This is a genomic window from Rhodococcoides fascians A25f, from assembly GCF_000760935.2.
Taxonomy (GTDB): domain Bacteria; phylum Actinomycetota; class Actinomycetes; order Mycobacteriales; family Mycobacteriaceae; genus Rhodococcoides.
On record NZ_CP049744.1, the window covers coordinates 2,435,843 to 2,455,385 of the forward strand.

21 protein-coding genes are annotated in these 19,543 nt (G+C 64.6%); 12 read left to right on the plus strand and 9 right to left on the minus strand.

Features of this window, described 5'->3' with window-relative positions; translation table 11 throughout:
- Positions 1-2: 2 nt before the first annotated feature.
- A complete protein-coding gene (locus BH93_RS11620) occupies positions 3-590 on the minus strand; it encodes a winged helix-turn-helix domain-containing protein (protein WP_037177350.1) in 588 nt (195 codons plus the stop codon).
- A gap of 127 nt (positions 591-717) precedes the next feature.
- Between BH93_RS11620 and BH93_RS11625 the strand changes: the two genes are divergently transcribed.
- Complete coding sequence (locus tag BH93_RS11625; RefSeq protein ID WP_037177352.1) at positions 718-2,127, plus strand: amino acid permease; 1,410 nt, start codon at positions 718-720, stop codon at positions 2,125-2,127.
- Here BH93_RS11625 and BH93_RS11630 read toward each other — a convergent pair.
- Both BH93_RS11630 and BH93_RS11635 read right to left on the minus strand, forming a co-directional pair.
- Complete coding sequence (locus BH93_RS11630) at positions 2,124-3,290, minus strand: iron-containing alcohol dehydrogenase (RefSeq protein ID WP_037177354.1); 1,167 nt, start codon at positions 3,288-3,290, stop codon at positions 2,124-2,126. The two genes, BH93_RS11625 and BH93_RS11630, sit on opposite strands and share 4 nt — an antisense overlap.
- A gap of 50 nt (positions 3,291-3,340) precedes the next feature.
- On the minus strand, positions 3,341-4,834 hold the full coding sequence (locus BH93_RS11635; RefSeq protein WP_032379117.1) for a CoA-acylating methylmalonate-semialdehyde dehydrogenase: 1,494 nt from the start codon (positions 4,832-4,834) through the stop codon (positions 3,341-3,343).
- Positions 4,835-4,947: 113 nt separating this feature from the next.
- Here BH93_RS11635 and BH93_RS11640 point away from each other — a divergent pair, with 113 nt between their 5' ends.
- From BH93_RS11640 to BH93_RS11645, 3 genes are all read left to right on the plus strand, one after another.
- Positions 4,948-5,844, plus strand: a complete 897-nt coding sequence (locus BH93_RS11640) for a LysR family transcriptional regulator (protein ID WP_032403895.1) — start codon at positions 4,948-4,950, stop codon at positions 5,842-5,844.
- A 191-nt stretch (positions 5,845-6,035) separates the two neighbouring features.
- Positions 6,036-6,161, plus strand: coding sequence for a hypothetical protein (locus BH93_RS28125; protein WP_254925408.1), 126 nt, complete (start codon positions 6,036-6,038; stop codon positions 6,159-6,161).
- 46 nt (positions 6,162-6,207) lie between these two features.
- Positions 6,208-7,176 (plus strand): cobalamin biosynthesis protein, encoded by a 969-nt coding sequence (locus BH93_RS11645; protein ID WP_037177357.1) that lies wholly within the window; start codon positions 6,208-6,210, stop codon positions 7,174-7,176.
- Here the strand turns inward: BH93_RS11645 and BH93_RS11650 are convergent.
- The 3 genes from BH93_RS11650 to BH93_RS11660 are packed head-to-tail and all read right to left on the minus strand — an operon-like array spanning position 7,117 to position 9,215.
- On the minus strand, positions 7,117-8,034 hold the full coding sequence (locus tag BH93_RS11650) for an SURF1 family cytochrome oxidase biogenesis protein (RefSeq protein WP_037177360.1): 918 nt from the start codon (positions 8,032-8,034) through the stop codon (positions 7,117-7,119). The two genes, BH93_RS11645 and BH93_RS11650, sit on opposite strands and share 60 nt — an antisense overlap.
- 18 nt (positions 8,035-8,052) lie before the next feature.
- On the minus strand, positions 8,053-8,469 hold the full coding sequence (locus BH93_RS11655) for a low molecular weight protein-tyrosine-phosphatase (protein ID WP_277950845.1): 417 nt from the start codon (positions 8,467-8,469) through the stop codon (positions 8,053-8,055).
- 53 nt (positions 8,470-8,522) lie between these two features.
- Positions 8,523-9,215, minus strand: a complete 693-nt coding sequence (locus BH93_RS11660) for an HAD-IA family hydrolase (RefSeq protein ID WP_032379113.1) — start codon at positions 9,213-9,215, stop codon at positions 8,523-8,525.
- Positions 9,216-9,271: 56 nt separating this feature from the next.
- Between BH93_RS11660 and cobC the strand changes: the two genes are divergently transcribed.
- The 4 genes from cobC (at position 9,272) to BH93_RS11680 (ending at position 13,447) form a co-directional block, all read left to right on the plus strand.
- On the plus strand, positions 9,272-10,333 hold the full coding sequence (cobC, locus tag BH93_RS11665) for an Rv2231c family pyridoxal phosphate-dependent protein CobC (RefSeq protein ID WP_052065857.1): 1,062 nt from the start codon (positions 9,272-9,274) through the stop codon (positions 10,331-10,333).
- A 14-nt stretch (positions 10,334-10,347) separates the two neighbouring features.
- Complete coding sequence (locus tag BH93_RS11670) at positions 10,348-11,469, plus strand: Nif3-like dinuclear metal center hexameric protein (protein WP_037177366.1); 1,122 nt, start codon at positions 10,348-10,350, stop codon at positions 11,467-11,469.
- A gap of 125 nt (positions 11,470-11,594) precedes the next feature.
- A complete protein-coding gene (locus BH93_RS11675; protein WP_032379110.1) occupies positions 11,595-12,332 on the plus strand; it encodes a zinc ribbon domain-containing protein in 738 nt (245 codons plus the stop codon).
- Positions 12,333-12,337: 5 nt separating this feature from the next.
- Positions 12,338-13,447 (plus strand): bifunctional RNase H/acid phosphatase, encoded by a 1,110-nt coding sequence (locus BH93_RS11680; RefSeq protein ID WP_037177368.1) that lies wholly within the window; start codon positions 12,338-12,340, stop codon positions 13,445-13,447.
- Here the strand turns inward: BH93_RS11680 and BH93_RS11685 are convergent.
- Positions 13,381-14,307, minus strand: coding sequence for a helix-turn-helix domain-containing protein (locus BH93_RS11685; RefSeq protein WP_080739268.1), 927 nt, complete (start codon positions 14,305-14,307; stop codon positions 13,381-13,383). The two genes, BH93_RS11680 and BH93_RS11685, sit on opposite strands and share 67 nt — an antisense overlap.
- Positions 14,308-14,426: 119 nt before the next feature.
- Between BH93_RS11685 and BH93_RS11690 the strand changes: the two genes are divergently transcribed.
- Positions 14,427-15,125 (plus strand): SDR family NAD(P)-dependent oxidoreductase, encoded by a 699-nt coding sequence (locus BH93_RS11690; protein ID WP_037177369.1) that lies wholly within the window; start codon positions 14,427-14,429, stop codon positions 15,123-15,125.
- 97 nt (positions 15,126-15,222) lie between these two features.
- The gene (locus BH93_RS11695; protein WP_037177370.1) at positions 15,223-15,696 is read left to right on the plus strand and encodes a GNAT family N-acetyltransferase; all 474 of its coding nucleotides are present in this window, start codon (positions 15,223-15,225) and stop codon (positions 15,694-15,696) included.
- Positions 15,697-15,713: 17 nt separating this feature from the next.
- Here the strand turns inward: BH93_RS11695 and BH93_RS11700 are convergent, their stop codons facing one another.
- A complete protein-coding gene (locus BH93_RS11700) occupies positions 15,714-16,964 on the minus strand; it encodes an SLC13 family permease (protein WP_037177371.1) in 1,251 nt (416 codons plus the stop codon).
- Entirely contained in the window at positions 16,961-17,485 is a 525-nt protein-coding gene (locus BH93_RS11705) for a DUF1697 domain-containing protein (RefSeq protein WP_037177373.1), read from the minus strand. Before BH93_RS11705 ends, BH93_RS11700 begins: the two co-directional genes overlap by 4 nt.
- 89 nt (positions 17,486-17,574) lie before the next feature.
- Between BH93_RS11705 and BH93_RS11710 the strand changes: the two genes are divergently transcribed.
- Both BH93_RS11710 and BH93_RS11715 read left to right on the plus strand, forming a co-directional pair.
- Entirely contained in the window at positions 17,575-18,135 is a 561-nt protein-coding gene (locus BH93_RS11710) for a TetR/AcrR family transcriptional regulator (RefSeq protein ID WP_032379106.1), read from the plus strand.
- Positions 18,132-19,535, plus strand: coding sequence for an MFS transporter (locus tag BH93_RS11715; RefSeq protein ID WP_037177376.1), 1,404 nt, complete (start codon positions 18,132-18,134; stop codon positions 19,533-19,535). Before BH93_RS11710 ends, BH93_RS11715 begins: the two co-directional genes overlap by 4 nt.
- The last annotated feature ends 8 nt before the right edge of the window (positions 19,536-19,543 follow it).

Here is a 19,543-nt window from a genome sequence, read left to right on the forward strand (position 1 = left end):
GGTCAGTCCGTCGTGTTGTCGGTGAGGCGAAGGTACGCGGCACCGCGTGGAGAAATTCGGTATCCGGTCTCGAGGCTGAGCGTCAAACCCAAGTTCTTCAGTCGACGCACTCGGGCCTTGAACGTCTTCGTGTCCAGGCCGGCCTGTTCGGCAAGATCCGCTGCGCGACGTCCAGGATCGGCGACTATTGCCATCAATGTAGTTCTGGTCCAGGGGCTTTCGGATCGCGAATCCATACCCGCGAGGGTGGTGGTGAGGGTGTTGGCTGCCTCGTCGTCGACGGCATCGTCGTCGGCGAGAGCATCGCGCGGATCCGGGCCGACGTAGGACACCTCGATGACAAAGGTGGGATTGGCGGCGGGACCGAAGAAGGACTTCTCGAGGCGCGCACGAGTACCTTCGCCTGCCGCACGTGCTTCCGCGTCGGTCAAACCGGCGGGATCCACCTCGCGGACGGAGTCGATGCGAATCATCCCCGACGGCGAGCGCAGCACGGATCCGACCGTCACGTTCGGGCTCGCCCATCGTCGGTACACGCGCCGAACGGAACCGTCGGCGATGGCGTGCGCAACAGCGACCGAGAAAATCATGAGCCTGCTTTCACGGACGAGACGATATCAATCTGCCGAGTGATCCACGGAAAGTTCTGTACCATCGGTTGTCTGGACAATTCGGTCACCTGCTGCGGTATGCCAGACCTTGTGTTGGACTATCTGGATGGCAATTACAGATAAGCCAGATACCGGAGAGCACGGACTCGGCACCAGTCTCAAACCGCGGCACGTAACGATGATCTCTATAGCCGGAGTGATCGGCGCCGGATTGTTCGTCGGCTCCGCCAATGCCATCGCAACCGCAGGACCTGCGGTGCTGTTGGCCTACTTCTTCGCCGGACTCCTGGTGATCCTGGTGATGCGCATGCTCGGGGAAATGGCCACCGCCAACCCCGACACAGGATCGTTCTCCACGTATGCCACACGCGCACTGGGGCATTGGGCCGGCTTCTCCGTCGGCTGGCTGTATTGGTGGTTCTGGGTACTGGTGATCCCCGTCGAGGCGACCGCCGCAGCCGCCATCCTGACCAACTGGTTGGGCGGCGCGCAGTGGATGTGGGCACTGATCATCGTCGTTGCCCTCACCGCGACCAATCTGATCAGCGTCGGCAACTACGGTGAATTCGAGTTCTGGTTCGCGCTGGTGAAGGTGGTGGCAATCATCGCCTTCATCGGCCTCGGCATCGCAGCCATCCTGGGATGGCTGCCGAACTCCGAAGTCAGTGGCGTGGACCAACTCTGGGCTTCGGGTGGCTTCATGCCGCTCGGCTTCGGCGCGGTGATAGCCGCCATGCTCACCACGATGTTCTCGTTCATGGGATCGGAGATCGTCACCATTGCCGCCGCCGAATCCAAGGACCCGGCGAAGGGAATCACCCGCGCGACGAACTCGGTGATCTGGCGTATCTCGATCTTCTACTTCGGGTCGATCTTCATCATCGTCGCGTTGGTGCCGTGGAACGAACTGGATCCAGCAACGGGCTCATACCAGTACGTGCTGTCCAAGATGGGAATTTCCCATGCAGAGACCATCATGGACATCGTCATCCTGACCGCCGTCGCGTCCTGCCTGAATTCGGCGCTCTACACCGCGTCGCGTATGTTGTATTCGCTCGGTGATCGAGGGGATGCACCTCGGGCGGTCAAGAAGATCACGTCCAACGGAGTGCCATGGATCGCAGTGATTGCGTCGATGGTGCTCGGGTTCCTCGCCGTTGTCGGTAACTACATCCTGCCCGAGAAGCTCTTCACCTACCTGCTGGCAACCACCGGTGCCGTCGCACTGTTCGTCTACCTCGCCATCGCCAGCAGTCAATTGGTGCTGCGACGTCAACTCGACCGCGACGGAGAACGCCCTGCCGTTCGAATGTGGCTGTACCCGTGGCTCACCTACTTGGCCATCGGGTTCATCGTCTTCGTCCTGGTCATGATGGTGGTACGGCCGGAGCAGCGTTCTTCGATCCTGCTGTCGGCCGTGCTTGCAGCAGTGACGGTGATCGGTGGAGTCCTCGTTCAACGCCGAAACACGCGGCGCGACACTGTGGCCGCCCGCGTGCCCGGTGACTCGGCCTAGATCCCGGCGTACACCTGGCGGTACAGATCGACGATCTGCTCCGCCGTCGGGACGACCGGATTGTTACCCGGGCTGCCGGAGGCGAGAGCCTGCTCGGCCATCAGTGGCAACAGGTCGTCCCACTTCGACTTGTCGATCCCGAACGTTTCCGGTGTCGGAACCTCGACCTCACGGCAGAGGGTGACGATCGCGTCCTGCAACTTGCCCCCGGCGACCTGATCCGAATCGCTTTCCGATGCCGCACCGAGCGCGCGAGCACAGTCGGCGTAGCGAGACGGTGCCCCCGTGATCGAGAACGCCGTGACGGCGGGCAACAGCATTGCGTTCGACAGCCCGTGTGCCACATGAAAATGGGCACCGATTGGCCGGCTCATACCGTGCACCAGACAGACGCTTGCGTTGGAGAACGCCATGCCGGCCTGGGTCGAGGCGTGCATCATCGCTTCCCGCGCTTGTCTGTCGTCACCGTCTCGATACGCCCGCAGCAACGACGTGCCGATCGTGCGAATCGCGCTGAGCGCCAAACCGTCGGAGATGGGGTTGGCCTTCTTGCTGACGTATCCCTCGATGGCATGCGTCAAAGCGTCGACGCCGGTATCGGCGGTCAGGCGTGCCGGCATCGACATCGTCAGCTCGAAGTCGATGATCGATGCGATCGGCAGAAAGGACAGGCCGGGGCACAACATCTTCTCGTCCGAGGCAACATCGGTGATGATGGTGAACTGGGTTGCCTCCGAACCACTTCCGGCTGTGGTGGGAATGGCGATGATCGGCAGGGCCGGGCCGGTCGAGAGTACGGGTGCCTTGAAGTCCCGCATCGTCCCGCCCTGCACCGCGAGAATGGCCAGCGCCTTGGCCGTGTCCATGGGACTGCCACCACCGAACCCGATGATCGAGTCGGCCGAATGCTGCTGCACCGCCTCGAGGCCGGCGACCAACGAGTCGGTGGTCGGATCCGGGACGGTGCCCGAGAACAGTGCGGGCGTCTTTCCGGCCTCGGTCATGATCTGCATCAAGCGATCGGCAGAACCGTTGCCCGCCATGAACGCATCGGTGACGAGCAACGGACGCGAGACATTCAGGTCGGTCAGGACCGTGCCCAGCTCTTCGACTGCACCGCCGCCCAGCTTGAGAAACCGAGGAAACGAAATATTGGCAACCATGGTGTGCTCCTTCCGCTCAGCTGTTTTCAGGGCTCAGCTATTTTCAGGGCTCAGCTGTTTTCAGGGAAGCCGAGATTGATGCCGCCGTGGCTGGGGTCGAGCCAGCGGCTGGTGACGGCCTTTCCTCGGGTGAAGAAATGCACTCCTTCGGTGCCGTGTGCGTGGCTGTCGCCGAAGAGGGAGTTCTTCCAACCACCGAAGCTGTAGTACGCCATGGGAACCGGGATCGGCACGTTGATGCCGACCATGCCGACCTCCACCTCGTTCTGGAAGCGTCGTGCTGCGCCGCCGTCGTTGGTGAAGATGGCAGTGCCGTTGCCGTAGGGATTGTCGTTGATCAGCTCGAGCGCGTCGTCGTAGGTGTCGACGCGGACGACCGAGAGAACCGGTCCGAAGATCTCGTCGGTGTAGACGCTCATCTCGGGGGTGACGTGGTCGATGAGCGTGGGGCCGAGCCAGAATCCGTTCTCCCCGCCATCGGCCTTCACGCCGCGGCCGTCGACGACGAGAGTGGCTCCGGCCGCTTCGCCTGCATCGACGTAGGAGGCAACCTTGTCTCGGTGGGCCTTGGTGACGAGCGGTCCCATGTCTGCCCCGCGGGTGCCGTCGCCGGTGACCAGCGGCGTGGTGCGTTCGGCGATCTTGGCCACGAGTTCGTCGGCGATATTGCCGACGGCGACGAGTGCGGAGATGGCCATGCATCGTTCGCCTGCAGAGCCGAAGCCGGCGTTGACCATGGCGTCGGCGGCGAGGTCGAGATCGGCATCGGGGAGGACGACGGCGTGGTTCTTGGCACCGCCGAGGGCCTGGACGCGCTTTCCGTTGGCGGTGCCGGTGGAGTACACGTATTGGGCGATGGGGGTCGAACCGACGAAGGAGATCGACTTGATCTTCTTGTTCTCGAGCAGCTCGTCGACGGCCACCTTGTCGCCCTGCAGCACGTTGAACACGCCGTCGGGCAGGCCCGCCTCGGCCCACAGCTTCGCCAACCAGATGCTGGCACTGGGATCCTTCTCGGAGGGCTTGAGGACCACGGTGTTACCGGCCGCGATGGCGATGGGGAAGAACCACATGGGGACCATGGCGGGGAAGTTGAAGGGGGAGATGATGCCGACGGGCCCGAGCGGCTGACGGATCGAGTAGACGTCGACCCCGGTCGACGCGTTCTCTGTGTATCCGCCCTTGAGTAGATGTGCGATGCCGCAGGCGAATTCGACGACTTCCTGGCCACGCGAGATCTCACCGAGGGCATCGGAGAGAACCTTTCCGTGCTCGGCTGTGATGATCTCGGCGAGCTCGTTCTTCTTGGCGTTCAGCAGCTCTCGGAACGAGAAAAGGATGGAGGTTCGCTTGGCCAGAGAGGTGTCGCGCCACGCCGGGAATGCGGCGGCGGCAGCGTCGATGACCGCCCGAGCGTCGCCGGTGTCTGCCAGGGCAAGTGTGCCGGTGACCTCGCCGGTCGCGGGGTTGGTGACGGGGGAAGTCCGGTCGGACTTGCCGGAGTAGGTCTTGCCATCGATCCAGTGCGCAATGACGTCGGTCAACGTTCGGTCCTTTCCATCGGTGTGTCTCGAGTCTCACTGGTATCGATGCACATGTCAAAGGCCAAAGTCGCAGATTGCCGTGCATAAATGCACGGCAGGGATAAGCTGGACGAGTGTTCAACCCAGACCACCTCCGCTACTTTCTCGAAGTGTCGAGAACGGGACGCCTGACCGACGCGTCTCGCACTCTCGGCGTGGACCACACCACCGTCGGCCGTCGTATCACGGCCCTCGAAAAGTCGGCCGGACAGCGGCTTTTCGACCGAACCCCGTCGGGTTGGCGATTGACCGAGGCGGGGCGGCGGCTCGTCGGATACGCCGAAACCGTGGAGTCGACGCTCATCGCGGCGTTCGAGGATCAGACGTCCGACACCGGATCGCTGCGTGGCACCGTGCGTATCGCGGCTCCGGACGGCTTCGGAGCCTTCGTCCTGACACCGAAACTCGGCGTACTGCGGGACAAGCACCCTGATCTCGATATCGAGTTGGTCACCGCCACTGAGCACAACTCCTTGGCGACAAGGGAATTCGACATCGCCATCACGCTGGAACGGCCGTCGCCGAGATTCGTCGTCACGCGCAGGTTGGCGACGTACTCGCTCGAGCTCTATGCCGCCGAGGAGTATCTTGCGGCGACGTCGCCGATCCACACCGTCGACGACCTCCGGGGCCACACGCTGATTTCGTACGTCGATGCTCTACTCGATGTTGCGCCCCTGCGAATCCTGGACTCGATCCTGCCCGAGGGGCGCGCGCAGATTCAGACCAACAACATCACCGGGCAGTGGATCGCGGCGAGATCCGGTGTGGGAATTGCGCCGTTGCCCAGCTACATCGGCGAGCCGGACGTGGCGCTCACGTCGGTGCTGCCCGGCGTCGTCTCGGTCGAGCGGACGTATTGGACCGTGGTGCCGCGAGAGCTGACCGGTTTGGCGCGGGTGAAGGCCGTCGACGAATTTCTGCGCTCGGTCGTGACCGACGAGCAGCATCTCTTTCCTGTGCCGCAGTAACTACGGGAGAACTGCACAGCGCGAGATAGCCGGTGGCCGTTCGATTTTGGACGTTCGGATGAGACGGGCGTCTCGTGACGACCGACACACGTGACGGCCACCTCAATCGAGTAGGAATTGGCCTACTGGCGGGTAACAATCGGGTACAGCCAAGTCCGCACTGCGGATCCACTCGAGATTCTGGGGGAATCATGACAATGTTCGTAATGGCAGCCGTCGGCTTCGTAGGAATGGCAATCGCCCTGCTCAACGACGGAAGCGACATCGACTTCCGCAACCGTCAACTCGCAAGCGCATACCGCCAGCGCTGGGCCTGACACACCGGTTCTCGGTACCGGATGGGCAGTTGGCAAGATTCGTGGGATGTGGACGCACCCCCGAGCGATCGGCTTACTGATCGGCTACGGCCTCGATCGCGTGTTCGCAGACCCGAAGCGCTGGCATCCGGTCGCAGGGTTCGGCACGACGGCACTGCACGTGGAACGAGTTCTCTACCGTGACAGCAGAACCGTCGGAGTCATACATGCGGCGACGCTGATCGGTTCGACGGCCGCTATCGGTGTCGCCTCGAGCCGCGCCGCCGCCCGCATGGGTGCACCTGCCGAGACGGTTCTGGTCGCGGCCGCCACCTGGGCAGCGCTGGGTGGAACGTCGCTGTCCAGGGTGGGTGGGCAGGTGGCGGACTGCCTCGACAGCGGAGACCTGGCGGGTGGGCGTGCATTGCTCCCGTCGCTGTGTGGCCGCGATCCGGAATCACTCGACTCCGACGGACTGGCGCGAGCCGCCCTCGAATCCATCGCAGAGAACACATCCGATGCCGCCGTGGGTGTCCTGGTGTGGGGCGCGTGTGCCGGAGTGCCCGGCATTCTGGCCTACCGCGCGAGCAACACGCTCGACGCCATGGTCGGCTATCGGTCCGAGAAGTATCTGCGCTTCGGTTGGGCCGCAGCGCGAATCGACGACGTCCTCAATCTGGTGCCCGCCCGGGTCACCGGACTGGCGACGGTACTGGCAGCGCCCCTGGTACACGGCTCGCCCGTCGAGGCAGCAAAGATATGGCGTCGCGACGCGTCGAAGCACCCAAGCCCCAATGCCGGTGTTGCCGAGGCCTCGGCTGCAGGCGCGCTGGGACTGCAACTCGGAGGCAGAACTCAGTATCGACACGGCGTCGAGAACCGCCCGACCCTGGGGGACGGGGCCTCGCCCACGGCGCGCGACCTTCGCCGAGCGGTCACGCTGTCGACCCGGGTGCAAGAACTGTCGGTGATCGCGTCAGCGATTCTTGCCGTAGCGATCGGCCAGGCGAGGATCCGACGGCACCGTGGGACGTGACGCAGCGCGCGCTCTGGCGCGCTTCTCGCGTCGGGTGGGAAGTGTGAATTCTTCTTCTTCGTCGGGTACGGGCTCGTTGTCGGGAGCGGGGTCTGGCTCGCCGGACATCGCGTCGGCCATCTCGGCACGAGACATGCGACGCTCCCTGATCTCGGCGCGAACGAAGTACGCCAGACCCAGCGGTGCCATGATGCCGAACGCCAGCCACTGCAGACCGTAGGAGAGGTAGGGCCCTGCATCGGTCTGAGGCAATTCGATCAGGCCCAGCCCGCCCGGTTGATCGTCGTCGAGCTGGAGGTACCCGTCGATCGCATCGACGCCGACCGCCGCGCCGATCTGCTCCGGATTGATGTTGTAGACCTGCAGGTGACCGTCTTCCTCGATCGGTTCCCGCGACGTGCCCTCGGCCTGACGCACTCGGGCGTTGAGCGTCACCTGTCCCGTAGGTGCGGGCGCGAAGTCGGGTGGTCTTGTGCCCTCCACCGGCAGCACGTACCCGCGGTTGACCAGTACGGTGGGCCCACCGTCGATCTCGAACGGGGTGATGACCTCGTACGCGGGCTGTTCACGAATGCTGCGCAGCCGCACCAGTGCCTCGGAATCGACATCGTAGGAACCCGTCGCGATGACGCGGCGCCATTCGTCGTCGGCCGGGAAGCCGTTGGCGGTGAGGATGTCCGAGATGGGTACCGGATCTGCATCGACCGACCGGGTGATCAGGTCGTTCCGCGCAGAGGTCGAGGTGTTCTTACCGAGCTGCCACGGAGCGAGCACACTGAAGCACAGAAATGCGAACGCCAGCGCGACGGCGGCCAGCACCAACCACTTCGGACGCAGCAAGAACCCTAACTTCTCCACCCCACCACGGTAGCGGGGTCAGCCGGAGAGCTGAGACCGTGCCCAGTTCAACAGTCCGGGAACCGCACCTTCGATCTGCTCGCGCACCTCGGTGAACGCGGAGTCGGACGAGTAGTACGGGTCGGCGACCGACGAGTCGTCGGCGTCGGGATCGAACGATCGCAGCAGGGCCACTCGATCGGCCGGCGCGCCGAGCTGCAGCAGCGCCTTCGCATGGCCGGTGTCGAGCGCGACGATCAGGTCTGCCTCCAGATGGTCCGGTCCGACCTGCGCGGCCTCGTGCTCACCGTCGTAGCCGTGGGCAACGAGCTCGGCTACGGTGCGGGGATCGGCACCGTCGCCCACGTGCCAGCCGCCGGTGCCCGCACTCGACACCCGCACTTCATCGGCGAGACCGGCATCGCGCAGATGCGCGGCGAAGACCTTCTCGGCCATCGGCGATCGGCAGATGTTGCCGGTGCACACGAATGTCACATGCAGTGGCTCGTTCACTGGCCTGCCACCGTGTTCTGCTCGAGCACCGCAGCCAACTCGTCCATGTTCGATGCGGTGAACGCGGCGTCGTCGCTCTCGCCGTCGACGCCGTAGCCCCACTCCACGTACACCGTGGGAATGCCGAATCGTGCTGCACCGTGCACATCGTGGTCACGGTCACCGATCATGATCACCCCGTCGGTGCCGCCGTCCGCGTGTTCCACCGGGTCGATGCCGAGATTGGACAACGAGTGTGCGATGACATCGGACTTCGCTCGTCGGGTGCCGTCGTTGCTGGCACCTCCGATGAACTCGAAGTATCGAGACAGACCGAAGTGGTCGAGAATGCGAACGGCGAAGCGCTCCGATTTCGACGTCGCCACCCCGAGGCGCACTCCTCGGTCCTGCAATCGAGTCAGCACCGTCTCGATGCCGTCGAACGCGGTGTTCTCGGCCCAGCCCCGCTCGTCGTACCGCTCGAAGTACGCCGCCAACGCGCGCTGTGCGGCGTCCTCGTCCAGACCCAGCCCGCGCAAGGTGTCGATCAGCGGCGGCCCGACGACCAGCGACAGCTGCTCCTCGGTCGGCTCGGGGGCGTCCACGGAGGCCAACGCATGGCGAAAACCGGCATGAATTCCCGGTGCGGAATCGGTCAACGTCCCATCGAGATCGAACAGGACAACGGACGCGGGGGTAACGGCAGACATGTTCGAAGCCTATCGGTGCGGCCTGCTCGGGAAAGCCTGCGGCTACGCTCGTCGCGATGTCCGATACAACTGCCGAACCCGACGCGCTCCGCCGTCACAGGCCGGATGAGCTCCTTCGTCACCATGGTGACGTGGAGGTCGAGTCCGGATTCGTCGACTTCGCCGTCAACGTGCGCGGCGACGGCCCGCCTGCATGGCTTCGGGACCGGCTGGCCACTGCACTGAGTTCGCTGGGTTCGTACCCGAGCGCTGCGGCCGAGTACGCCGCACGAGAGCAAGTGGCCGCACACCACGGCCGCTCCCCGGACGAGGTGCTGCTGCTCAGCGGCGGCGCCGAGGGCTTCTCGATGCTGCCGCGCTTGGAGCCCTCCCTCGCGGCAACGATTCATCCGTCCTTCACCGAGCCCGATTGGGTGCTGGAACAGGCGGGTGTACCGGTGCATCGGGTTATTTTGCCGCCGCCTTTCGAGCTCGATCCGATGCTCGTGCCCGATGCCGCCGACATGGTGATCATCGGCAACCCCACCAATCCGACGTCGGTTCTGCATCTATGCGAAGCGGTCCTGAACCTGCGTCGGCCCGGCCGAACGGTGGTGGTCGACGAGGCCTTCGCCGACGCAGTGCTCGGTGCCGGAGAATCGGTTTCGTTACAGCGCTCGGATGACGTGGTGGTCCTGCGCAGCCTGACGAAGACGTGGGCGTTGGCGGGGTTGCGGTGCGGATATGCGCTGGGGCACCCTGACGTTCTCGCGAGGATGCAGCGCGGCCGCGCGCACTGGCCGCTGGGGAGTCTGCAAATCGAAGCAATCCGCGCCTGCACAGAACCGTTTGCCATCGATCAGGCACGCGCCGAATCCGAACGCATCGACCGCGAACGATCTGCGATGATCGGCCGACTGAGCGTTCTCGGTTTGGACGTCACCGGCCCGGCCCGAGCGCCGTTTCTGCTGGTGCGCTTCGAGGGTGCCGATCTGGTTCGAGAACGCCTGCGCACGATGGGTATTGCGGTCCGCCGCGGCGACACGTTCCCGGGGCTCGACCGTCACTACCTGCGCGTCGCGGTACGGGACTCGCAGCAGGTCGACATACTGGTGAATGCGTTGAGCACCGTTCTGTGAGGAGAGCAACGAACATGACAGTGACACTGGCGGACGTCATCGAGGTTCTCGACAATGCCTACCCACCACGCCTGGCCGAGAGCTGGGACTCGGTGGGCCTGGTGTGTGGAGATCCCAAAGCTGTTGTGCAGCAGGTTCTGTACACAGTCGACGTCACCGATGCAGTGGTCGACGAAGCCATTGCCTGGGGCGCCGATCTGATCGTGGCCCACCACCCATTGCTGCTCAAAGGCGTGGACACCGTGGCGGCCGACACCGCGAAGGGGTCGGTGATCCACCGTTTGATCAAGGCCGACTGCGCACTGTTCACCGCCCACACCAATGCCGACTCCGCCGATCCGGGTGTATCCGACGCACTCGCAGCCGCCCTCGGCGTGATCGACACCAGGCCCCTCGACCCCATTCCTGCTCCTGCACACGACAAGTGGGTGGTCTTCGTACCGACCTCCGACTCGGCCGCGGTACGGCAGGCCCTGTTCGACGCCGGAGCCGGACAGATCGGCGACTACAGCGAAGCCAGCTGGCAGGCGACCGGTCTCGGCCAATTCCGTCCCGGCCCGAATGCGCACCCGACACTGGGCATTCTCGGTGAGGTGCACACGGAGACCGAGGATCGAATCGAGGTTGTTGCCCCCAAAGCAGAACGTGCGCAGTTGCTTTCGGCTCTACGTCACGCCCACCCCTACGAGGAGCCCGCGTTCGATGTCTTCGAGTCCGCGGCATTGCCGTCGTGCACCGGCTTGGGACGCATCGGTCGACTGCCGAATCCGATGACCCTCGCCGAGTTCACCGACGTCGTCCGCGAAGCGCTACCTGCCACGACGTGGGGAGTACGCGCTGCAGGAAATCCCGAGGCCACGGTCTCGGTGGTGGCGATGTGCGGGGGAGCAGGCGATTCGTTCCTGTCTGCCGTCGCGCGAACGGACGCCGACGTGTACGTCACCTCGGATCTGCGGCACCACCCTGTCGACGAACATCTGCGCGCGGGTGGGCCCGCGGTGATCGACACCGCGCACTGGGCGTCGGAGTTCCCGTGGTGTGAACAGGCGCGCACCATCGTCGACACCGCGTTCGGTGACACGGACGGGTGGAGCAGCAGGGTCACCGATGTGCGCACCGACCCCTGGACGCTGTGATCGGTGACGATCGTGACTTGTGAACCCCTGGCGACAGGCGGTCGAAGCCGATCCGGCTCTCTCGGTTTCGAGCAGCCGGTAGGGTGATCTCTTACCAACTTCCATAGTCGCAGGAGTCATCAAGCGTGAACGTCGATCCCAAAGTCCAGGCCTCGCTGCTCGAATTGGCCGGTGTGGATACCGAACTCTCGCAGATCGCCCACCGCCGCAAAAGCCTCCCCGAGCAGCAGGAGGTGGACAAGCTCGAGACCGAGCGCACCACCCGCAAGGACGCGGCCGTGACGGTGCAGATCTCGATGGACGACCTCGATCGGGACATTCGCAAACTCGAGGGCGAGGTCGACGCGGTTCGTCAACGCGAGGCTCGCGACAAGAAGATGCTCGAGAGTGGCACCATCGCACCGAAGCAGATGACGGAGTTGCAGCACGAGCTCGGCAGCCTCGAACGTCGCCAGGGCATCCTCGAGGAGGAACTGCTCGAGGTCATGGAGCAGCGTGAGGCCAGCGAGCGGGACTACGAGCACGCCGGTGCGCAGCTGACGCAGATCGAGGACGAACTCGTCGACGCCGGCCGCCGCCGCGACGACGCCGTTGCAGACCTCGACACCGCCGAGAAGCGCAGCGCCGAGCGCCGCGAGTCCCTGGCATCGGGGTTGCCCGCGGATCTGCTTGCTGTTTACGAGAAGCAGCGAGCTCTCACCGGCCGCGGTGCGGCATTGCTGCAGGCTCGCCGCTGCGGTGCCTGCCGGATCGAGCTCGACCGCAACGAGATCGCGAGCATTGCCAACAAGCCGGCAGACGCTCTGATTCGTTGCTCGGAATGCAACGCAATCCTGGTGCGCACCAAGGAATCCGGAATTTGAGCCAGATGTCGCGGGTTGTCGCCGAGGCCGATGGAGGATCGCGGGGGAACCCCGGGCCCGCTGGATACGGCGCAGTGGTGTTCAGCGCCGATCGCTCGCAGGTGCTCGCCGAGCGTCGGGCTTCGTTGGGGGTGGCCACCAACAACGTCGCCGAGTACAACGGCCTGATCGCCGCACTCAGTGCCGCACGTGACGTCGGGGCCCGCGAGGTTGCCGTCCGCATGGACTCCAAACTCGTCGTCGAGCAGATGTCCGGGCGCTGGAAAGTGAAGCACCCGGACATGATTCCGCTTCAGCGGAAAGCGGCCGAACTGGCTCGCGGCTTCGATTCCGTCACCTACGAGTGGATTCCGCGCGCACAGAACTCGCACGCCGATGCGCTCGCCAACGAGGCGATGGACGCCGCGGCCGAGGGTGTGGACCTGTCGGAACTGCCCGATGCCGAGCCGGCCACGAAGAAGGCCGAGTCGCCCGGGTGGACCGGTGCGATGGGGGAGCCCACGCGCCTGCTGCTGTTGCGGCACGGGCAGACCCCCATGTCGGTCGATCGGCGATACTCCGGCCGCGGCAATCCTGACTTGACGGAACTGGGTCAACGCCAAGCAGATTCTGCCGCAACGGTTCTCGGTTCACGGACAGACATCGACGCCATCGTGGCCTCGCCGCTCGCGCGCGCCCAACAGACGGCCTCAGCGACCGCCGACCGCCTGGGATTGCCCGTCACCACTGTCGACGGTCTCATCGAGACCGACTTCGGCGACTGGGAAGGACTGACGTTCACCGAGGCCATGGAACGTCACCCCGAGGTCCACAAGGCGTGGCGCGGCGACACCTCCGTGGCACCACCGAACGGGGAGAGTTTCGACGCCGTACGTGTACGCATCGAAGCGACCCGTGACCAGTTGCTCACCGAGTACGCCGGAAAGACCCTTCTGGTGGTCACCCATGTCACCCCGATCAAGATGCTGCTGCAACTTGCGCTCGACGTCGGCCCGTCGCTGCTGTATCGACTGCACCTCGATCTCGCGTCGCTGAGTATCGCCGAGTTCTACCCCGACGGCGGGGCCTCGGTGCGATTGGTGAACGACACCTCGCACCTGGCTTCACCGGCCTGAACCGAGGCTCGGTTCCGTGCACGGGATCCGGGCGACAACAGTGACAACAGTCTGGACTCGTCTCGCGAGCCGGGTGCTGCGGTGTAGACGATCACCCGAACATCGGAGCCTGCCGGCTGGAACACGTCCCCATCGAGGACCATCGACCCCACCAGAGGATGGTCGATGTTCTTGCGTGCTCCCCGGTAGACGGCCGGCCGAGCGTGGTGCCAACGATCGGAGAATTCGTCGCTGCGCGCTCGAAGGTCATGGACGAGGTTGTCGAGCTCGGCGTCGTCGGGATGCGAAATTTGTGCCACGCGGAGGTCGCCGACCAGCGCGTCTCGATACTGTTCCCGTTGCCCGGGGTCGACCCACATGGTCGACATGTCCTCGGTCATCTCGAACCAGACCTGGTTGCGTGAATGTCCGGACAGGTCCATCGGATTGCCCATCAGAGCGGACCATGCCGCGTTCCATCTCAGCAGCCACCAATCGGCCGCGTACACCGCCGTAGGCCAGTTCTCGGCTCGGGCCAGCAGCCGATCGACGCTGTCCGGTACCGATCGATCGACGGCCGACGACGGTGCCGCGAGTCCGGCAGCTCGATACAACACTCCGGCATCGGCGAGGTCGAGGCCCAAGGCCCGAACGAGAGCAGCGACCACCGCCGCCGACGGATTCGACGCGCGACCCTGCTCCAGCTGGACCAGGTAGTCCACCGAGATTCCGGCGAGTGTGGCGAGTTCCTCGCGGCGTAACCCCGACGATCTCCGAGGCCTGACGGCCGAGTCGGAGGGGACGGGTGCGCTGCGGTCGCGCCAGCCACGGAGCACCGACGAGAAACCCGCCGGCCGGCGTCCCTGCTGCTCTACGGTCATCTCACCACTGTGCCACCTCGGCCACGGGCATCTTCTCGATGACGATCTGGGTGGTACCGGCAGACCTACCGACAAGCGGCATCTTCTCGAGCGGGCCGCCGCGCCTTAGCGTCGACGTCATGAGCACAATCACGATGATCACCGGCGGCAACAAGGGAATCGGCCACGAGACGGCGCGGCGCTTACAGCGTGCCGGCCACACCGTGGTCATCGGTGCCCGCAACCGTGAGCTGGGTCGTGCTGCGGCCGCCGACCTCGGCGTCACGTTCGTCCAACTGGACGTGACCGATCAGGGCAGCGTCGACGCTGCTGCGCGCCAGGTGCGTGCGGACCATGGACGCCTCGACGTCCTGATCAACAACGCAGGAATCACCGGCGCGTTCGTTCCGCTCGAACAAGGATCGGCGGATGACGCCCGAGACGTCTTCGACACCAACGTCTTCGGCGTCGTTCGAGTGACCAACGCATTCGTGCCACTGCTGAAGATCTCGAACCATCCACGAATCGTCAACATCTCCTCGGGTGTCGGATCCATTCAGGACACCATCGAGCACGACTACTTCGACTGGCAGGTGGTACCGCCGATCTACGCGTCGTCCAAGACCGCCCTCAACATGCTCACGGTGAAGTACGCGCGCGCCCTGCCGATGATGCGAGTCAATGCCGCCGACCCCGGCTACACCCGCACTGATCTCAACGCAGGCAAGGGTGCACACGACGTCACGCAGGGCACCGACGAAATCGTCCGACTCGCCACGATTGCCGACGACGGACCTACCGGCACCGTGGGAAACAGTCAGGGTCTGCTCCGCTGGTGACCATCGACCGACAGGGCACGGTGCCGCTGCTCGCCGCACACGGTTGCCACCGCGGTAGTGCTCGTGGCGTTGCGGACATTCGCTCTATGGTCGAGGCATGGGCGATGTCGAAATCCGGTTGGCGAGGTCCGACGAAAACGAGACGATCTCGGAACTCGCACTTCGGTCGAAGGCTTACTGGGGATACTCCGAGGATTTCCTGCAGGCATGTCGTGTGGAGTTGACGTACGACTCGGCTGTATGCGGATCGGGTCGGATGTGGGTCGCCGTCGTCGGTTCGTCCGGGCCGGAAAGCTCCGTCGTCGGTTTCAGCGTGCTCGGGGGTGAAGCGCCTGCGGGTGAACTGACGGCACTCTTCGTGGACGCGAGTTCCATCGGAACCGGCTGTGGTCGAAAATTGCTCGAGCACACGATCAGTGAGGCTCGCGCGCAGGGATTCGAGCGTCTGACGCTCGACGCGGATCCCGGAGCCGAACCGTTCTATCTCCACTTCGGTGCCGTCCGCATCGGTACTGCTGTGAGTGGGTCGATCGCCGGGCGAGAACTGCCACGGCTCGAGATTGTCTTGTGACGAGGGCCCGATGAGGCCTAGAACTGCAACGCGAGCCACAAGCCCGCCACGGCCCCGACGATGGTCAGTGGAGTGGTGATGACGCCCAACACGGTGAAGGTGCGCAGGTCTGCCGGCTCGTCGTTGGCCGATGCGACGCGTCGCCACAGCATGATTGCCAGCGACCCGACGTAGGTGAGGTTGGGGCCGAGGTTGACCCCGATCACCATGGCCAACAACAGCGCTGGGGGAGCGTCGGCGCCGAACGCGGCCAGTAATAGCAGGGTGGCGGGCAGGTTGTTGACGATGTTCGACGCCACCGCCGCAATGGCAGCCGCGGCCAGCAGGGACGCGAAGGTGGTGTCGGACGGCAGGATTCGCGCCAGCCAGTCGCCGATCGGGCCCGTCGTCACGCCGAGAACGACGATGCCGAGAAGAAAGACGAATCCACAGAAGGGCAGATCGGCGCCGCGCAGAATGGCGCGAGGTGTGGTGTGCCGAGCTCGAAGTGCCGGGATCGCGAGCGCAATCGACCCCACGGCCGCCACCCAGAACGGTTCGATATCGAACAGTCCCGCCACCGCAAAGCCGACGAGTGTCGCACCGAGGATGAGCAGCGTGCTGCGAGGTGCGGGCACGTCGTCGGTTCTGTGTTCGGTCGGGGTTTGCGTTGGTGTCGCGGTGCGGGTCAGATCCTTGCGGAAGAAGATCAGGAACACCGCCAGTTCGATGGCGACCGCGAAGATCCACGGAAGTGCCATCAGGGCCGTGAAATGCAGGAAGGTCAGTCCGGTCGCAGCGAAGGCCAGCAGGTTGGTCAGATTGGACACCGGCAGCAGAGTCGACGCCGAATTGGACAGGTGCGCAGTGGCGTAACTGTGTGGACGCGGCGACATCCCCAGGATGCGAGCTGCACCGATGATGGCCGGTGTCAGCAGAACCACGGTCGCGTCGAGGCTCAGTACGGCTGTGGTTGCCGCTGCCGCTGCGAACACGAGGGTGAGCAGTCTGCGGGGGCTGCCCTTGGATCCGCGTCGTAGCTTCGCGGCGATCCAGGTGAACACACCGAGGGCATCCGACAGATGCGCCAGGATCAGGATGAACGCCAGAAATACCACGGTGGGAGCGAGTTCGAGTACCTGCTCCCGAGCGGCGTCGAGGCTGACCAGGCCGACGAGAAGAACAACTGCTGCCGCTGGAAGCGCGGCGACGATCTCGGGGAGACCGCGCGGGCGAACGATGGCGAAGACGAGAACGGCGGCGACCAATGCCGCAGCGAGAACGGTCACGCGAGAATCTTCACGAGAGTGCGAACGTTCCGCGTGGTGGTCGTGGCCTTGTACTTCGCCTTCGCCGTGGCTTTCCCGAACGTGCTGTCGGTGGTGTTGCCCTTGCGCACCTCCCAGTAGAGCACGCTTTTCCCCTCGGCAATCCTCTCGAGCTCGGGGTCGAGTTCTTCTGCAAGAGCGGACAATTCGGTCAAATGGCTATCGTCGCTACCGAACACCACATAAGGATGCCAGCCTTCCCGTTCGGCGTCGAACGGGTAGGACTCCACTATCGCCCCCAGTGCCGGGGCGTCGAGCACGACAACCCAGGCTCGGTAGCCGAACGCCTCGGCGAGCGTGCTTTCCACCTGTGCTTTCAGGGCGGCGGCGGTCAGCGGCGACTGCAGCAGTACATTGCCGGTCGCCAGAATCGTGCGGACATTCGTGAAGCCGGCCGAGGCCAAAGCAGCACGGAGATCGACCATCTTGATGTTGATGCCGCCGACGTTGATGCCGCGCAGCAGCACGACCCATTCACTCATGGACAGAACTGTAGTGAAGCGCTCGAGAACAACCATTGAAGTCAGTAGTTAGTAACCAGTAACTTGAACCCATGGCGCAGCGTGGACGGATGACAGGCTCGGACCGACGGCAGCAAATACTGCGGATAGCGGCAGACGAATTCGCTTCGTCCGGACTGCACGGCGGTTCGACCGACAGGATCGCCCGCGAAGCAGGGATCACCCAGGCCTACATCTTTCGAATATTCGGAACCAAGAAGGCACTGTTCTCCGAACTGGTCGTCGCGTCCTTCGATCGTGTGGCGGATGGGATGCGCGAGGCGGCAGGCGCAGCCACCGGGCACCAAGCGTTGGCCGCGATGGGGGAGCGCTATTACTCCATGCTCGAGGATCGAACCTCACTCCTGCTCCAGCTGCAGGGGATCGCCGCGTGTGGCGACTCCGAGGTGCGGGACGCCGTTCGAGAGGCCTTCGCCCGGATGTGGAACACCGTCGTAGAGGTCACCGGGCTCGACGCCGTGACCGTCAAGGCGTTTCTCGCGTTCGGCATGCTGCTCAACAGTGGCGCAGCCATGCAGATTCATGAGGTCGACCAACCCTGGGCGAACGGAGTGGGCACTCGCATCCACGCCGGATTGTTCGATCACATCACCAGCGATACGAACCGGTGACCGCCGACGCCGAGGTCAGCGGGGAGCGCCTGTTGGTACCCGCGCTGGTGTTCGTCGGAGTGGTCGTCGCTGCCGTCGGTAGCCTCGGTGCACCGCTGATCACCAGTGTCGCAACCACATTCGACGTCTCACTGTCGAGTGCGCAGTGGACGTTGACGCTGGCCCTGTTGACAGGCGCCGTGACCACGCCGCTGCTAGGTCGGCTGGGTTCCGGTCCGCATCGACGTGCGGCCATCCTCGTCACGCTCGCCGTCGTGTCGGTCGGCGGAGTTCTGACCGCACTGCCGCTGTCCTTCGCCTGGTTGCTCCTGGGCCGCGCGGCCCAGGGAGTGGGGCTGGCCCTGACCTCGATGCTGATGGGGGTTGCACGAGATCATTTGTTCAGCAGTCGGTCTGGTTCCACCATCGCGCTGCTGTCGGTTGCGTCGACGGCGGGTGTCGGAGTGGGATACCCGTTGTCAGGGTTTTTGACCGACCACGGTGGGATTCGCGCCGCCTACGGATTCGGTGCCGCTCTGACGGTCATGGCGGTGGTGGTTGCTCTGAAGGCGATTCCACCCTCGACCCAGAAGCGGGCGACTCCACTGGACGTTCCCGGTGCAGTGCTGCTCGCGTTCGCCCTGTCGTTCGTCTTGATTCTCGTGAGTGAGACCGCGCTGTGGGCGAGCCACGCCTGGACGGCGGTGGTACTCGGTACAGGTGCAGTTGTCGCGACCGCCATCTGGGTACGCGTCGAACTTTCCAGCCCGGCACCGCTCGTCGATCTCCGATTGCTCCGCCGTCGAGCTGTGGTCGGCGCGAACGGCGCGATGTTCTTGGGCGGCATCGGCATGTATTTGTTGCTGGCCATCACCACGCGTTACGCGCAGACACCCTCCGCGGCCGGTTACGGCTTCGGTCTCGACGTCTTCGCCGCCGGGCTGGTTCTGGTTCCGTTCTCGGTGTTCGGGTTTCTCGCGGGCAAGCTCGTGCCTCGTGCACTGCGTCGAGTGGGGCCGGGTAGCGCACTGTCGGTCAGCGCACTCGTCGTTCTGGCGGCCCTGGTCCTGTTCGCCTCCACCCGCACCGACATCGCGCAACTCTGCGTGGTGATGGGCATCCTCGGCGTCGGAGTGGGGAGTTTCTCGGCTGCGCTGCCTGCCGTCGTTCTGTCGGTCGTCCCTCCCGAGGAGACGTCGAGTGCCATGAGTATCACCCAGGTGGTGCGCAGCGTCGGATTTGCCTTCGGTAGTGCGATCGGTGGGCTCGTGTTGGCCACGGGGACCAGTGCAGGGTCCACCTTTCCCTCGGAGGGGGCCTACACGTCGGCGGCCTGGGTGGGCGCAGCCGTCACCGCTGCCGCGGCCGTCGTGAGTGCCACTGTTCTTCGTGGCCGGGCAGTCGCCGGACATCCGACGTGAGCCGGGTA

Coding starts and splice junctions, on each gene's coding strand:
- BH93_RS11625 (WP_037177352.1), top strand. CDS start 718: ATGGCAATTACAGATAAGCCAGATACCGGAGAGCACGGACTCGGCACC.
- BH93_RS11620 (WP_037177350.1), bottom strand. CDS start 590: ATGATTTTCTCGGTCGCTGTTGCGCACGCCATCGCCGACGGTTCCGTT.
- BH93_RS11685 (WP_080739268.1), bottom strand. CDS start 14,307: ATGACCGTAGAGCAGCAGGGACGCCGGCCGGCGGGTTTCTCGTCGGTG.
- BH93_RS11645 (WP_037177357.1), top strand. CDS start 6,208: ATGTGGACGCACCCCCGAGCGATCGGCTTACTGATCGGCTACGGCCTC.
- BH93_RS11630 (WP_037177354.1), bottom strand. CDS start 3,290: ATGGTTGCCAATATTTCGTTTCCTCGGTTTCTCAAGCTGGGCGGCGGT.
- BH93_RS11695 (WP_037177370.1), top strand. CDS start 15,223: ATGGGCGATGTCGAAATCCGGTTGGCGAGGTCCGACGAAAACGAGACG.
- BH93_RS11655 (WP_277950845.1), bottom strand. CDS start 8,469: ATGGCCGAGAAGGTCTTCGCCGCGCATCTGCGCGATGCCGGTCTCGCC.
- cobC (WP_052065857.1), top strand. CDS start 9,272: ATGTCCGATACAACTGCCGAACCCGACGCGCTCCGCCGTCACAGGCCG.
- BH93_RS11680 (WP_037177368.1), top strand. CDS start 12,338: ATGTCGCGGGTTGTCGCCGAGGCCGATGGAGGATCGCGGGGGAACCCC.
- BH93_RS11705 (WP_037177373.1), bottom strand. CDS start 17,485: ATGAGTGAATGGGTCGTGCTGCTGCGCGGCATCAACGTCGGCGGCATC.
- BH93_RS11660 (WP_032379113.1), bottom strand. CDS start 9,215: ATGTCTGCCGTTACCCCCGCGTCCGTTGTCCTGTTCGATCTCGATGGG.
- BH93_RS11670 (WP_037177366.1), top strand. CDS start 10,348: ATGACAGTGACACTGGCGGACGTCATCGAGGTTCTCGACAATGCCTAC.
- BH93_RS28125 (WP_254925408.1), top strand. CDS start 6,036: ATGACAATGTTCGTAATGGCAGCCGTCGGCTTCGTAGGAATGGCAATC.
- BH93_RS11690 (WP_037177369.1), top strand. CDS start 14,427: ATGAGCACAATCACGATGATCACCGGCGGCAACAAGGGAATCGGCCAC.
- BH93_RS11710 (WP_032379106.1), top strand. CDS start 17,575: ATGACAGGCTCGGACCGACGGCAGCAAATACTGCGGATAGCGGCAGAC.